General features: G+C 65.0%; 16 protein-coding genes. 8 read left to right on the top strand and 8 right to left on the bottom strand.

Features of this window, described 5'->3' with window-relative positions; genetic code table 11:
- Positions 1 to 429: 429 nt before the first annotated feature.
- The 4 genes from DU475_RS14000 to DU475_RS13985 all read left to right on the top strand — a co-directional run bounded on the left by DU475_RS14000 (position 430) and on the right by DU475_RS13985 (position 4238).
- The gene (locus tag DU475_RS14000) at positions 430 to 1467 is read left to right on the top strand and encodes a glutamine synthetase beta-grasp domain-containing protein (protein ID WP_013504080.1); all 1038 of its coding nucleotides are present in this window, start codon (positions 430 to 432) and stop codon (positions 1465 to 1467) included.
- A gap of 186 nt (positions 1468 to 1653) precedes the next feature.
- The gene (locus DU475_RS13995; protein WP_013504079.1) at positions 1654 to 2166 is read left to right on the top strand and encodes a CAP domain-containing protein; all 513 of its coding nucleotides are present in this window, start codon (positions 1654 to 1656) and stop codon (positions 2164 to 2166) included.
- Positions 2167 to 2261: 95 nt separating this feature from the next.
- Positions 2262 to 3401: a DUF3734 domain-containing protein gene (locus tag DU475_RS13990; RefSeq protein ID WP_013504078.1), complete on the top strand. Its 1140-nt coding sequence runs from the start codon at positions 2262 to 2264 to the stop codon at positions 3399 to 3401.
- Positions 3402 to 3449: 48 nt separating this feature from the next.
- Complete coding sequence (locus DU475_RS13985) at positions 3450 to 4238, top strand: 3-hydroxybutyrate dehydrogenase (protein ID WP_013504077.1); 789 nt, start codon at positions 3450 to 3452, stop codon at positions 4236 to 4238.
- Between the two features lie 135 nt (positions 4239 to 4373).
- Here DU475_RS13985 and DU475_RS13980 read toward each other — a convergent pair whose 3' ends face one another.
- Genes DU475_RS13980 through DU475_RS13970 form a run of 3 tightly spaced genes read right to left on the bottom strand, consistent with a single transcriptional unit; the run spans position 4374 to position 6314 of the window.
- Positions 4374 to 4667, bottom strand: a complete 294-nt coding sequence (locus DU475_RS13980; protein ID WP_164632465.1) for a type II toxin-antitoxin system RelE/ParE family toxin — start codon at positions 4665 to 4667, stop codon at positions 4374 to 4376.
- The gene (locus tag DU475_RS13975) at positions 4664 to 4897 is read right to left on the bottom strand and encodes a hypothetical protein (protein ID WP_110784901.1); all 234 of its coding nucleotides are present in this window, start codon (positions 4895 to 4897) and stop codon (positions 4664 to 4666) included. Before DU475_RS13975 ends, DU475_RS13980 begins: the two co-directional genes overlap by 4 nt.
- Before the next feature lie 55 nt (positions 4898 to 4952).
- The gene (locus DU475_RS13970; RefSeq protein WP_164632464.1) at positions 4953 to 6314 is read right to left on the bottom strand and encodes a lipopolysaccharide biosynthesis protein; all 1362 of its coding nucleotides are present in this window, start codon (positions 6312 to 6314) and stop codon (positions 4953 to 4955) included.
- Between the two features lie 224 nt (positions 6315 to 6538).
- Here DU475_RS13970 and DU475_RS13965 point away from each other — a divergent pair, with 224 nt between their 5' ends.
- From DU475_RS13965 to DU475_RS13950, 4 genes are all read left to right on the top strand, one after another.
- Complete coding sequence (locus DU475_RS13965) at positions 6539 to 6736, top strand: hypothetical protein (RefSeq protein ID WP_235677158.1); 198 nt, start codon at positions 6539 to 6541, stop codon at positions 6734 to 6736.
- Between the two features lie 228 nt (positions 6737 to 6964).
- Positions 6965 to 7486, top strand: coding sequence for a PAS domain-containing protein (locus DU475_RS13960; protein ID WP_013504074.1), 522 nt, complete (start codon positions 6965 to 6967; stop codon positions 7484 to 7486).
- Entirely contained in the window at positions 7461 to 8786 is a 1326-nt protein-coding gene (locus tag DU475_RS13955; protein WP_142883411.1) for a methyl-accepting chemotaxis protein, read from the top strand. The genes DU475_RS13960 and DU475_RS13955 overlap by 26 nt, the downstream gene beginning before the upstream one ends.
- A 152-nt stretch (positions 8787 to 8938) precedes the next feature.
- Positions 8939 to 9244, top strand: coding sequence for a hypothetical protein (locus DU475_RS13950; RefSeq protein ID WP_164632463.1), 306 nt, complete (start codon positions 8939 to 8941; stop codon positions 9242 to 9244).
- Between the two features lie 95 nt (positions 9245 to 9339).
- Here DU475_RS13950 and DU475_RS13945 read toward each other — a convergent pair whose 3' ends face one another.
- From DU475_RS13945 to DU475_RS13925, 5 genes are all read right to left on the bottom strand, one after another.
- Entirely contained in the window at positions 9340 to 10470 is a 1131-nt protein-coding gene (locus DU475_RS13945) for a C4-dicarboxylate TRAP transporter substrate-binding protein (RefSeq protein WP_013504071.1), read from the bottom strand.
- Between the two features lie 67 nt (positions 10471 to 10537).
- On the bottom strand, positions 10538 to 11845 hold the full coding sequence (locus tag DU475_RS13940; RefSeq protein WP_013504070.1) for a TRAP transporter large permease: 1308 nt from the start codon (positions 11843 to 11845) through the stop codon (positions 10538 to 10540).
- A gap of 31 nt (positions 11846 to 11876) precedes the next feature.
- Positions 11877 to 12398, bottom strand: a complete 522-nt coding sequence (locus DU475_RS13935; RefSeq protein WP_013504069.1) for a TRAP transporter small permease — start codon at positions 12396 to 12398, stop codon at positions 11877 to 11879.
- 233 nt (positions 12399 to 12631) lie between these two features.
- Complete coding sequence (locus tag DU475_RS13930) at positions 12632 to 13099, bottom strand: YbaK/EbsC family protein (protein ID WP_013504068.1); 468 nt, start codon at positions 13097 to 13099, stop codon at positions 12632 to 12634.
- A gap of 75 nt (positions 13100 to 13174) precedes the next feature.
- Entirely contained in the window at positions 13175 to 13915 is a 741-nt protein-coding gene (locus tag DU475_RS13925) for a haloacid dehalogenase type II (protein ID WP_013504067.1), read from the bottom strand.
- Positions 13916 to 14141 lie beyond the last annotated feature (226 nt).

The raw sequence follows: 14141 nt of genomic DNA, 5'->3' as shown, positions 1-14141 counted from the left end.
CGCAACGGATGATAACGCGATTGCTTCGCGTGCAGGCAGAATGATCAACAAAGAATCAGTCAAAGGCGATTCTTTGCGCATTTTCCCGTCTGCTGACGAACTCGGCATTGGTTTGATGCAACGCGGCCGGGATGGCTTGGTTGCGCACTCCCCCTTCCGAGAAAATCGTGCGCCCGAGGGGTTAATTTTGTTCACCGCTGCGGGCGCGGAGAAATACGGAGCTATCGACGATTTCGCGTGTCGCGCTACGGCGCCCTCGACGCGGAGCCCCTTGCGTTGACCGCGCCGTCGCGGCGCTGCCCTGCCTGCGGCGATTTGGCTCATTCTGGCATATTAAATGCTTCATGTTCGGCGGACAGAAGGCCGCCGGGAGCGGTTCTGCGTCCGCCACCAGCCGAACGCCGGTGGCATCTCCAACGAGAGGACCGCATGACCAAGTACAAGCTCGAGTACATCTGGCTCGACGGCTACAAGCCGACGCCGAATCTGCGCGGCAAGACGACCATCAAGGAATTCGAGATCTACCCGACGCTGGAGCAGCTTCCGCTGTGGGGCTTCGACGGCTCGTCGACGTTACAGGCCGAAGGCCACAGCTCGGATTGCGTGCTGAAGCCGGTCGCGATGTACCCGGACGCTGCGCGCAAGAACGGCATTCTGGTGCTGTGCGAAGTGATGATGCCGGACGGCGTCACCCCGCATCCGACCAACACCCGCGCCACCATTCTGGACGACGAAGGTGCCTGGTTCGGCTTCGAGCAGGAATACTTCTTCTACAAGAACGGCCGGCCGCTTGGTTTCCCCGATTCCGGCTATCCGGCGCCGCAGGGCCCGTACTACACCGGCGTCGGCTACAAGCATGTCGGTGACATCGCTCGCCAGATCGTCGAAGAGCATCTCGACCTCTGCCTCGCCGCCGGCATCAACCACGAAGGCATCAACGCCGAAGTGGCCAAGGGCCAGTGGGAATTCCAGGTGTTCGGCAAGGGATCGCGGACCGCCGCCGACCAGATGTGGATGGCGCGCTACCTGATGCTGCGTCTCACCGAGAAGTACGGCATCGACATCGAATTCCACTGCAAGCCGCTCGGCGACACCGATTGGAACGGCTCGGGCATGCACTGCAATTTCTCCACCGCCTACATGCGCGAAGTCGGCGGCAAGGAGTATTTCGAAGCGATGATGAAGGCGTTCGAGGCCAATCTCGACGACCACATCGCGGTGTACGGTCCGGACAACCACATGCGCCTGACCGGCAAGCACGAGACCGCGCCCTGGAACAAGTTCTCCTACGGCATCGCCGATCGTGGCGCGTCGATCCGGGTGCCGCACTCCTTCGTCAACAACGGCTACAAGGGCTATCTGGAAGATCGCCGCCCGAACTCGCAGGGCGACCCCTACCAGATCGCTTCCCAGGTTCTGAAGACGATTTCGTCGGTCCCCACCTCGAAGTCGGCAGCCGCCGCCTGAACCTCCACGGCGACTGCTCGCGGCCCGGACGCAAGTCCGGGCCGTTGCCGTTTGGTGGCCTGATTGCGTGTCCGGTCCTGCGGTATCTTCACCTTTCAGCCACTGTTGACGTGCAACAACTCCCCGGCGCGCCGTGAGCCGGTGACGGGCCGGCGGTGCCGATCGCGCGCGATGGGGAATTTCGGAATGTTTCGCGGGGTGATGGCCGTTCTCGGCCTGTTGGTGCTGGCAGGCTGTGCCGGCGATGTCGCACCTTCGGTCGACACGCCGTCAATGTATCAGAGCATGGCGCGAGAAGGCGCCCGGGTCGACGTCGCCGCCGCGGCCGTCATGATCTCGCAATATCGCCAGAACAACGGCCTCGGCCCGGTGACGGTCGATCCGGCGCTGACCAAGCTCGCCGAGGACCAGTCCTCGACCATGGCGAGGCGCAACAAGCTCGACCACGACGTCAAGGCGCCGCTGGCGCAGCGGCTGAACGCCTCCGGCTATCCGGCGGCCGTTGCGGTCGAGAACGTCTCGGCCGGCTATCACACGCTGGCGGAAGCGTTTTCGGGCTGGCGGGATTCGCCGCCGCACCGTGCCAACATGTTGAAAACGGGCGTCGACCGGATCGGCATCGCCGCCAGCTATGCACCGGGCACCAAATACAAGGTGTTCTGGACCATGATTCTCGCCTCCACCGACACGCCGCGATAAACCGGGCGTGATCGCGTCCCGCCGTTGGCGCGATTGACGCTGGCGCCGCGCCCCGCCAAGTTGCCGGCGTCCCTGCCCGAGGTGCAACCGACCGGATGGACCCGACCCCGCACAAAAAGCCCTCGAGGCCCTGCGACGCGCGCCGCGTGCTGGTGCTGCAGGGGGGCGGCGCGCTCGGCGCCTATCAGGCCGGCGCCTATCAGGCACTGTGCCATCACGATTTCGAGCCGCAATGGCTCGCCGGCATCTCGATCGGCGCCATCAACGCCGCGATCATCGCCGGCAATCCGCGCGAGCAGCGCGTCGACAAGCTCAAGCAGTTCTGGGAGATGGCGTCATCGCCGGTGCCGTGGCAGCCCCTGCTGCACGACGACCACGCCCATTCGCTGTTCAACGAGACCTCGGCGGCGGTGATCGCCACCTTCGGCGTGCCGGGTTTCTTCACGCCGCGGTTTCCGCCGACGCATCTGCTGCCGTCGGGCAAGCCGTCGAATTTGAGCTACTACGACACCGCGCCGCTGCGTTCGACGCTGGAGCGGCTGGTCGATTTCGACCGCCTCAACCACAACGGCATCCGCCTCAGTGTCGGTGCGGTCAATATCGTCACCGGCAACTTCGTGTATTTCGATACCACCAAGCAGACCATCGGCCCCGAGCACATCATGGCCTCGGCCGCGCTGCCGCCGGGCTTTCCGGCGATCGAAATCGACGGCGCGTATTATTGGGATGGCGGCGTCGCGTCCAACACCCCGCTGGACTACGTGCTCGACTGCGAGCAGCGCGAGAATCTGCTGATCTTCCAGATCGATCTGTTCAGCGCCCGCGGCCGGCTGCCGGAGACGCTGCTGGAAGCCGCCGAGCGCGAGAAGGACATCCGCTATTCCAGCCGCACCCGGCTGAATACCGACAAGAACAAGATGATCCACAACACCCGCAAGGCGCTGCGCGACCTGATCGAGCGGCTGCCGGCGGAACTGCGCGACGATCCGGCCTACGCCATCCTGCATCAGGCGGCGCAAGAGAATGCCGTCACCGTCGTGCATCTGATCTATCGTAAGCGGGATTACGAGGCGTCGTCGAAGGACTACGATTTCTCCCGGCTGAACATGACCGAGCACTGGAAGGCCGGCGAGCAGGACGTCTATGTCTCGATGCGCGACCAGAGCTGGCAGCGGGCGCCGCAGGACGGCGAGACCATGGTGACCTGGGACCTCACCCGGGATGCTTTCGAATAAGCGGCCTGTTCTGCGCCGCTTTCTCAACTTCGCGAACAGGAGCGGATAATGACGAATCTGACAGGTAAGACCGCGGTCGTGACCGGCTCGACCTCGGGGATCGGGCTCAGCTATGCGCGCGCCTTCGCCAAGGCCGGCGCCAACGTCGTGATCAACGGCATGGGCGAAGCTGACGCGATCGAGAAGGAGCGCAAGGCGATCGAGAGCGAGTTCGCCGTCAAGGCGGTGTACTCGCCGGCCGACATGCTGAAGCCGGCCGAGATCGCCGAGATGATCAAGCTCGGCGAGACCACCTTCGGCTCGGTCGACATTCTGGTCAACAACGCCGGCATCCAGTTCGTGTCGCCGGTCGAAGATTTCCCGATCGAGAAGTGGGATGCGATCATCGGCATCAATCTGTCGTCGGCGTTCCACGGCATCCGCGCCGCGGTGCCGGGCATGAAGAAGCGCGGCTGGGGTCGCATCATCAACACCGCCTCGGCGCATTCGCTGGTCGCGTCGCCGTTCAAGTCGGCCTATGTGGCCGCCAAGCACGGCATCGCCGGCCTGACCAAGACCGTGGCGCTGGAGCTCGCCACCCACAAGATCACCTGCAACTGCATTTCGCCCGGCTACGTCTGGACCCCGCTGGTCGAGAAGCAGATCCCCGATACCATGAAGGCGCGCGGCCTGACCAAGGAGCAGGTGATCAACGACGTCCTGCTCGCCGCCCAGCCGACCAAGCAGTTCGTTACCCCCGAACAGGTCGCGGCACTTGCGGTCTACCTCTGCGGCGACGACGCCAGCCAGATCACCGGCGCCAACCTGTCGATGGACGGCGGCTGGACCGCGGCTTAAGGCGGGTTGGGGGCGGGCGCTTACCATTTTTGTCGATCTGCCCGCTCGCAACATCACGTATCCCAGAGCATCAGGACTCTGGGATGACCGATCGCCCGGTCAAGCCGGCGACGACTTGGTCGATGAGCAGGGCGCCTAATCGCTCTGCTGCATCGGCGCTCGCGCGGTGTGACGGATGTGCAGGATTTCGATCTTGGAGTCTCGCACGCGATAGAAAACCCGAAACGGATAGCGCACAACGGCTGCCGATCGGATGTCGGGACGTTGTGCGACCCTGGGGGCCGAATCGGGAGCCGATGCGATTCGAGCGATCACGTTTTCGATCCGCGCGCCGATCGATCGGGCAACTCTCTGACTTGCGTGCTTGCCGTAATAGGCGGAGATCTGATCGAGGTCGGCGAGAGCCTGCCGGGAGTAGACGACCTTCATCGCCCAAACTTAGCGAACGCAATTCGGATTTCGTCGTCGGTGGCCTGTTCGCCCGTGTCGAGAGTAGCGGCGGCAGCATCGATGATCCGCAGCTCTTCGTCGCTGGCGTGATACCGGTCGGCTTGAAGTTCGCTTTCGATCTCGCGAGCCACCGCGGCCAGTTCCTCCCGCGCCGCTTCCGGCCAGGATTCCGCCCGCTTGATCAAAGCCTCGAGGTTGTCTGCGCTCATTTTGAAACTATAGCATGAGGCGATGAGGCGGTCAGCAGCGCGCCGACCACTTGAACTAGCCTTTGTTGCCGAACGCCAGCACGTGCAGGCCGAGGCGTTTGCGGACGATCCAGAACAGCAGCACGGTCTCGAAGGTCAGCGCCGCAGAGGTGGCGGCGGCGGCGCCGTAGCCGCCGAAGCGGGGAACCAGGATCAGGCACAGCGCCAGATTGACTGCGAAGGCGAGCGCATAGGCGAGGGCGCAGACGTGCTGGTGGCCGAGCATGTTGAGCAGCCGCTCGACCGGACCGATCGCGGCGCGGACGACGAGGCCGATCGCGGCGACGAACATGATGCCGTAGCCGGCGGTGAACTGCGGTCCGAACAGCCACAGCAGCGGCTTGCCGAGCGCCAGCAAGGCCAGCGTCGCCGCCAGCGACGGCCAGAACGTCCACTGAATCGCATGGCGGACATAGGCGGCCAGCCGCACGGTATCGCCGGCGGCGTTGTATTCGGTGAAGCGGTGCGCGGTGGTGGCCGACATCGCGTAGTGAATGAACGACACCAGCGCCAGGGTCTTCACCACCGCGTAGTAGATGCCGACCTCTTCCGGCGTACTGAACTGCTGCAGCACCAGCACGTCGGTGTAGGACAGCAGCAGATAGAAGCTCTCGACCAGCAGGATCGGCAACGAAGTCGCGAGCCAGCCGCGGACGTCGTAGGCGCGCGGGCCGGCGGGGACATGGCCGGCGAGCCGGCGGTTGAGCGCGAGCATCTGTCCCAGCATGGCGATCCACACCGCCGCGCAGCTCGCCGCCATTGCGGCGACCGCGCCGAGGTCGAAGCCGAGGGCGAACAATCCGGCGGTGAAGCCGATGATCAGCGCCTGCCGGATGATGAATTGCGGCATCAGGCCGAGCCGCATCCAGTCGTGCGAGCGGGCGATGCCGTCCTGGGTGTTGGCGACCACGAAGGCGGGCAGCGTCAGGCAGCCGAGATACAGCGGCACCACGGTCGCATCGCCGATCAGCGGCGACAGCGCCCACACCAGTCCGGCCAGCAGCAGCGAAACCATGCCGGAGGCCGCCAGCGTGCCCCAGCGGCTGCCGGACAGAAAGCCACGCAGCCGGTCGAGATCGCCGCTCGCGCGATATTCTGGAATGATCTTCTGCGCCGAGGCGGAGATGCCGAAATCCAGCATCGAGCCGAGCAGCAGCACCCAGGTCCAGACATAGACGTAGATGCCGTAGTCCGACGCGCCCATCCAGCGCGCCAACAGGATCTGAGCCCCATAGGCCAGCGCCGCACTGACCACGCGGATCAGGAAGATGGTGCCGGCGAGGCGATTGGTCAGCGAGGCCTCGTTCGATCCGCCGAACATCGCGCCGAGGCGCGCCTTCAGCGCCGCCAGGGGCGTTGCTGCGGGTCGAGAGTCCATGGCGGCCAAAGCGTTTCCCCGAACCGGCCGCACCGGGCGCGACGCGGCGTCCGCTTGACCTAGCAACCAGATGTTAAGAATCGGTTGGATCAGGAGGCGGGGGGAGGGCGGCCGCTGCCCCGGTGGAACTCGGACCCGTCGGAAGCGTTGGCTGCGCACGATAGCCGCTCCGACAAATGCAGAGCCGGCATCGAAGCGGAGCATCCCAGATGCCGACTTGGTCGATGCCGAAACTGTCGCGAAAGATCATCGGGTGGTTCGTGGCCGCCGTTGTCATCGCCGCCGTGTTGAGCGTTGCGACGATCAACGGGATGGGGCTGTCCGGTCAGTCGGTGCGGGTGGCGGCGCTGAACCTCGCCAGCCTCGTGGTGGCATTCCTGCTGATCGCAGGGGTCGGACGTCGCCAGAACGACAAGCGGTGATGCCGGACAGTATTTCCGTATCTGTCAGGCAAAGCACTACAACCGAAGTTGGTAGCAAGGTGAGGCGCGGTGCCGGCCGCGGTCGCGCGCGTTCGCCGAGCGCCGATCGTGGATGAAGTAGTCGTTACTTGGACCAACTAACTCTTAACACCTCGCCCGTAGTTTTCCTTGGACATCGTCGTTCACCTCCGGCGAGAGTCGTTCCCATCCGCTGAACCGGAATTCGCCGTGATCCCTTCCGTCAAGCCCACTGGCGTTGAAGTGTTCTTCGATGCCGACGATATCATCGTCTCCAAGACCGACCTGAAAGGGCGGATCACCTACGCCAACCGCGTATTCACCGACATCTGCGGCTACAGCGAAGCCGAACTGATCGGACAGCCGCACTCGATCGTGCGTCACCCGGATATGCCGCGCTGCGTGTTCAAGCTGCTGTGGGACACGCTCGCCGAGCGGCGAGAGATCTTCGCCTACGTCAAGAACATGACGAGGCACGGCGATCACTATTGGGTGTTTGCGCACGTCACGCCGTCGTTCGACGCCGCCGGAACGGTGATCGGCTATCATTCCAATCGCCGGGTGCCGGAGCGCCGGATCGTCGCTGCGCTGGAGCCGGTCTATGCCGAGCTGCTGGCGCAGGAGACTCGCCATCGCAACGGCAAGGACGCGCTGGCCGCCGGCTATCGGCATCTGATCGATTTCGTCAAAGCGAAGAACATTTCCTATGATCAGCTCGTCTTCTCTCTCTAAGGCCGGGATCTGCCTCGGCGTCGTCGTCGTCGGGACGTTCGCTGCGGTTGCGGGCCTGGCGCTCGGCGTGCCGCTGCTGCAGCAGATCGGCCTCGGCCTCGCGCTGCTCGGCGCCGCCGGCGCTGCCGCGATGCTGCTGCGGCTGAATCGGATGCTCACGCAGATCGACCAGGTTTGTGGCCGGATCGCCGACGGCGACTTCGAGGCTCGGCTGATCGGATATCGCGACGGCGGGCGCTTGCTCGAGCTGCAGTGCCGGTTCAACGACATGATCGACCGCTGCGACGCGTTCGTGCGCGAGTCCAGCGCCGCGATGGCGGCGATCCGCGACGACAAGTATTACCGCCACATTTTGCCGCAGGGGTTGCGCGGATCGCTGCTGATCGCCAGCCGCACCATCAACGAAGCGATGCAGGCGATCGAGACGCGGGTGGCGGCATTCAACGCCAACACCGCCGAATTCGAGACCGCGATCGGCACGGTGATCGACGCGGTCGGCGCCGCCTCCAGCAACATGGGCGAGACCGCTACCAGCCTCAACCGCGGCGTGATCGCGACGCGCGACCGCACCCTGGCGGTGTCGGCCGCCAGCGAACAGGCGTCGACCAACATGGAGACGGTGGCGGCGGCAACGGCCGAATTGACCGCGTCGGCCAACGAGATTCTCAGCAGCGTCAACAGATCGGCGACAATCGCCCAGGCCGCAGTCGCGGCTTCCGATCACGCCCGCGACACGGTCGGCAGCCTGTCGACCGCCACCGAACGGATCGGCGCGATTGTGCAGTTGATCGAAGAGATCGCCTCGCAGACCAACCTCTTGGCGCTCAACGCCACGATCGAGGCGGCCCGTGCCGGCGACGCCGGCCGCGGCTTCTCGGTGGTGGCGCAGGAGGTGAAGTCGCTCGCCGAGCAGACCGCCAATGCGACGCGCGACATCTCGCGCAGTATCGCCGAAGTGCAGGACACCACCCGTGCCGCGGTCGATGCGATCTCCGGCATCGGCCGCTCGATCGGCGAGGTCGACGACATCACCCATCAGGTGGCGCTTGCGGTCGAAGCGCAGACCGCGGCGACCGGTGAGGTGGCTCGCAACATCGAAGAGGCGTTCGCCGGCATCCGCGACATCTCGGGCAATATCCAGGGCGTCGGCAGCAACATCAGCGAGACCGAGCAACATGCCGAGGTGACGCTGTCGGCCTCGGGCACGCTGGCGCAGCAGGCGCGCACGCTCGGGGATGCGGTGCGCGGCTTCCTGCGCACGTTGCATCGCGACGGTTCCGAGGTGCGCCGCGCCGCCTGAGCGAATCCGGCTGCGCTCCGCGGCGAACCGATTTCGGCCGCACACATTAACGCGAGTTCATCTAGATGAACTCGCTCGTCAGCGCCTGTTCACCTGCAACTTCATAGGATCGAACCGGTTTTTGAGGTTCTCGATCCGAAGGAGGTTGTTCGATGAAGCTGAAACTCGCCGTCGCTGCCGCAGCCGCTCTGAGTGCCGTGGCGCTTGCGCCTGGCGTCGCGTCCGCGGCGATGCCGAACGGCCTTCCCGCCGCCGCGCAGGCGAGCGGCAGCCCGTCCGCGAACGTCGACCAAGTGCGTTACGTTTGTAACGAATGGGGCCGGTGCTGGTGGCGGCCGAACTACTATGGCGCTTACGGCTACTATGGGCCGCGCTTTTACGGCCCGCCTCCGCGCTACTATGGTCCCCGCTATTACGGCCCGCGCGGGTATCGCGGCTGGCACGGACGCCGCTGGTAGGCGACCTGGTTTTCTCCATTGCCTAACAAGCAGAGGGCGGCCTTCGCAGCGAGGCCGCCCTCGATCTTTCTGTGGGAGCAGGATTCAGAGCTGCGCTATTTCTTCACCCCGAAGGTCGCAGGGTCGAGCTTGGCGTAGACCTCGTCGTAGAACAGGTCGCTGAGCTTCTTCGGATCGTTCTCGATCGGAGCGATCAGCTTCTCGTATTTCGCCAGAAGTTCCCTGTACTTGTCGACGAACTCCTGGGCGTTCTCGATGCCTTTCTTCTTGGCGGCATCGACGATGCCGGGCAGATCCTTGTCGACGAAATCCTTGCGCGCCGCGAGCAGCGCCGGGTCCGGCTGCACCACCGGCACTTTCTTCTCCTTGGCGAGCTCCAGCGCCGCCTTGTCGCCGGCGTGATACTCGTTGACGGTCTTGACCACCGCCACCGGGATCGCCTTGAGGATGCCGGCGCGCTGCGGCGTCGTCATCTTCGACCAGGTGTCGAGATTGAGCGAATACAGGTTGCCGGAACGGAACGAGCCGAGATTGAGCAGCACCACCTGGCCGGCGGTATCGGCGAGGCCGTGGGTCTTGAGCCCGCCGACCGCATAGACCGCGGCGTCGATGATGCCGCGCGACAGCGTCTCGTACATCTCCGAGGACGGCACGTTAACTCCGGTGGCGCCGACCGATTTGGCGAATCGGTCCCACAGTGCGCCGCCGGCGCGCAGCTTCTTGCCTTTGATCTTCTCCAGCGAATTGATGTCGCCCTTGGCGATCAGCACGTAGGGCGCGGTGCTCATGCCGCTGCCGAACAACTGGTTCTGCTTGGTGTATTCGGCGAGGCACGGCTTGCAATGCAGGTTGAACAGCTCGGTGATCGCCATCGCGGCCGCCATGTCGTTCTCGCCGACCATCGCCAGGTCGTTGAGCATTGAGCCATAGGGATAGTACGACGGCGTGTAGCTCATGGTGGCGAAGCCGACATCGGCGACCTGATCGCGGATGCCGTCGGAGATCGCCTTGGCGCCGAGCAGCGATTCGGCCGGGAAGATCCGGACGGTGACTTCGCCGTTGGTGTTCTTCTTGACCTCTTCGGCGAAGGTCTCGTAGCCGAGTCCGACCGGATGCTTCGGCGACAGATAGTGCACCGCCTTGAGCGTCACCGCCGAAGCGCTGCCGGAGGCGCCGAGTGCGAACGCGAGCGCCAATGCGGTCGCGGCCATCCATTTTGCCTTCATGTCGTTTCTCCCTGTGGTTCAATGTGCGGCTTTTCGCCGTCCTCGGTACGTCCGTGAGCAGCTCCGGCTAGTTGATCAGCGTGGTCAAATAGGTGGCGATCTGCGGGAACGCGACCAGCAGCGCGACGCAGATCAGGTCGGCGACCAGAAACCAGAGAATCCCGCGGAAGATCGTCTCGATCGGAATCGTTTCGCCGACGATGCCCTTGATGACGAAGACGTTGAGCCCGACCGGCGGCGTGATCAGTCCGATCTCCAGCAGCTTGGTGAGCAGGATGCCGTACCAGATCAGGTCGACGTGCAGCTTCTCGACCGCGGGCAGGAACACCGGCAGCGTCAGCAGCATGATGCCGATCGGGTCGAGAAAACAGCCGAGGAACAGCAGCACCGCCATGGTGCCGAGCACCAGCATCATCGGCGAGACCTGGCCGTCGATGACGACGCTGGAAATGAAATCGGTGAAACCGGACAGCGCCAGAAATCGTGTCAGCAACAGGGCGCCGATCGCGATGATGAAGATCGAGCCGGTGGTCACCAGCGTTTCGGTGATCGCGAGTTTGACCTTGTCCCAGGTCAGCGTTCGCTTGGCGAAGCCGATCATGAAGGCCAGCAGCGCCCCGATGCCGCCGGCTTCGGTCGGGGTGAACACGCCGCCGAACAGCCCGCCGAACACGCCGAAGATCAGCACCAGCACCGGCCAGGTGCCGCGGAACGCACCGAAGCGGTCGCTCCAGGAGACGTTCTCGGTGACCCGCGGCGCCAGCGACGGGTTCAGCTTGACGCGGACCACGATCATCGCTGCGTAGAGCGCGGCGGTGAGCAGCCCAGGGCCGATGCCGGCGATGAACAGCTTGCTGATGGGCAACTCGGCGTAGATGCCGTAGATCAGCAGCAGGATGCTCGGCGGGATCATCGAGCCGATAGTGCCGGCGACCGCCACCGTGCCGGCGGCGAGGCCGGGATGATACCTGCTGCGCAGCATTTCCGGGATCGCGATCCGCCCCATCGCGGCCGCGCAGGCGAGCGACGAGCCGGTCACGGCCGAGAAACCGGCGGCAGCGCCGACCGACGCCACCGCGAGGCCGCCCGGCATCCACGACAGCCAGGCGCGGGCCATTCGGAACAGGCCGTCGGTGAGCTGGGAATGGTAGCAGACGTAGCCCATCAGCAGGAACATCGGCACCGAACTCAGGGTCCAGTGCGAGATGAAATCGTAGGGCATCGACGTCAGGGTGCCCCAGGCCACCCGCGGGCCGAGCATCGCCCAGATCCCGGCAAACGACAGTCCGCCGAGAGCGACGCCTACCGGTACCCGCATCAGCAGCGCAACGATCAGCAGGCCGAGCACGATCCCGCTCAGCGTCAGATCATCCATCCTCGGCGTCTCCCCTGCGCTCGGCTTGTTGTTATTCGATCGCTTCGCGCGCGACGTGAGGTTGCAGCACTTTGCGCTCGCCTCTGAACAGTCGGATCGCCTTGTAGACGAGAACCAGCGCGATCATGCCGCAGCCGACCGGCAGGAAGAATCGCGTCGGCCAAACCGTCACCGCGACGGTGCCGAGCGCCTGTTCGCCGATTTCGTACTTCTTGATGGCGTCGCCGCCGGTCTGCCAGGCGAAGGCACCGAAATAGGCCGCGGACAGCAGCGCGACCACGCCGATCAGCACGTTCTGTACGGAGCCTGGGAGATGCCGAGTGGCGAGTTCGACGACGATGTGGCCGTTGGCGCGCTCGATCATCGCCAGCGGCAGAAACACCACGGCGACCATATAGTAGGAGGAGACGATCTCAACCGTTCCGTGCAGCGGCGCGTTGAAGACGTAGCGGGCAACGACGTCGGCTGCGATGTGCAGCATCATCATCACCAGCGCGATGCCGCCGATCCAGGCCAGCAACGCCGAAGCGTAACCGAGCAGTCTGCCCAGCATGTGTTTCCCCCGGATGGATCGTGCGGCCGCGGGTTTTCCCGTCTGTTGCGCCACGCGGTCCTTGATCTTGTTCGTTATCGACAGCGTCCAGCGTGCGGCGCTCGATGTCAAGCCTGTCCGCCGGGTGCTTTCACGGGAGGTGGGACGATCGAGCCCGCAACGACGTCGGCGCCGCTGCGCCCCGCGCACTACTCATCGGCGTTGCGCAAGCTGGTGGGGCGCCGAGTGCGCGATCAATCGCGCGCTTCGCAGACGTCGACCCATTCGGCGCCGACCAGTTCGGCCAGCCGCTGCGGTGCGATCCGCGCCGCGCTGTGCGTCGAGCCTGCGGCGGGCACCACGACGTCGAACTGGCGCAGCGACACGTCGCAATAGATCGGCAGCGGCTGCGCCAAGCCGAACGGACAGACGCCGCCGACCTCGTGGCCGGTGAGATCGGCGACTTCGTGAACGCCGAGCATCTTCGGCTTGCCGCCGAGCAGTGCCTTGGCCTTCTTGTTGTCGAGCCGCGTCGTGCCGCTGGTGACGATCAGCACGACCTGATCGCCGACTCGCAGCGACAGCGTCTTGGCGATCTGCGCCGGCGGCACGCCGTAGGCTTCGGCGGCGAGCGGCACGGTGGCCGAGCTCATCGTCGATTCTTCCACGGCGATATCGGGGGCGTGTTGGGCGAACCAGGCGCGAACGGATTCCAGACTCATGCGGCTCCTCGGGGCCGGCGCTTGGTGCCGGCAACTGAGCAGCCGATATGCCGCAAAGCCTGCGACGGCGCAAACTCAGCGGCTCGCCACGATCTCCGCCAGCGCCGTCAGCGATCCGATGCGATGGTCCGGTTCGAACCCGAGCACGTCCATCTGGGTGCGCAGCGCCTTGAACAGCGTTTGCGGTGGCAGGGGCCCGGGCCGCTGCAGTTCGCGCGCCATCGCGTCGCGGCTGACGCGCTCGATCCAGGCGACGTTGAAGCCGAACGCTTTGGCGCCGGCGACATCCCACGGGTTTGATGACACGAACAGCATCTCGCGCGGCGCCACGCCGAGCCGCGCTTCGGCCAGCGCGTAGGCGCGCGGGTGCGGCTTGAAAACCTTGGCGGCATCGACACTGATCACGTCGTCGAGCACGCGATCGAGTCCCGTGTTGCGGACGAGATCGCCGAGCATATCGGGGCTGCCATTGGACAGGATCGCCCGCTTGCAGGGCGCGAGCGCATCCAGCGCCGACAGCGCTTCGGGATACAGCGCAAGATCGAGATATTTGGCGAAGATCCGCTCGAACGCGCCGCCGCCCGCTTCGATGCCGAGGCAGTCGAGCGTGTAGGCGAGCGAATCCCGGGTGACGACCGCGAAGTCCTCGTAAGTCCCCATCTGCGAGCGCAGCCACGTATATTCGAGCTGCTTGATCCGCCAAAGCTGCGTGATCAGATCGCCGCGGCCGGGAAACTCGGCCTCGGTCACCGCCGCGACCGACTGAATGTCGTACAGCGTGCCATAGGCATCGAACACGACGGCGGCGATGGGCATGGGGTTGTCTCGGTCGTTGCTGCGATCGCGTTGGTAGGGCGACGCTATCTCATATCAGTGGCCGCGCGATGAGAAGCGCGGGTGCGGTTGCTTCGCTAAGCGGTGCAAGAATTGCGGCGGGCTCCCTCGCCCCGCTCTTGCGGGGAGAGGGGTGGGGGGAGGGGCGACGCGAGTCGCTGCGGCTCGGTTGCGGGGAAGCGCCCCCTCACCCGGCATGCATCTGACG

This window comes from Rhodopseudomonas sp. WA056 (genome assembly GCF_010906995.1).
GTDB classification, from domain to species: Bacteria; Pseudomonadota; Alphaproteobacteria; order Rhizobiales; family Xanthobacteraceae; genus Rhodopseudomonas; species Rhodopseudomonas palustris_G.
Note: the sequence above shows the minus strand (reverse complement) of the source record. Positions and strands in the feature narration are given on the sequence as shown.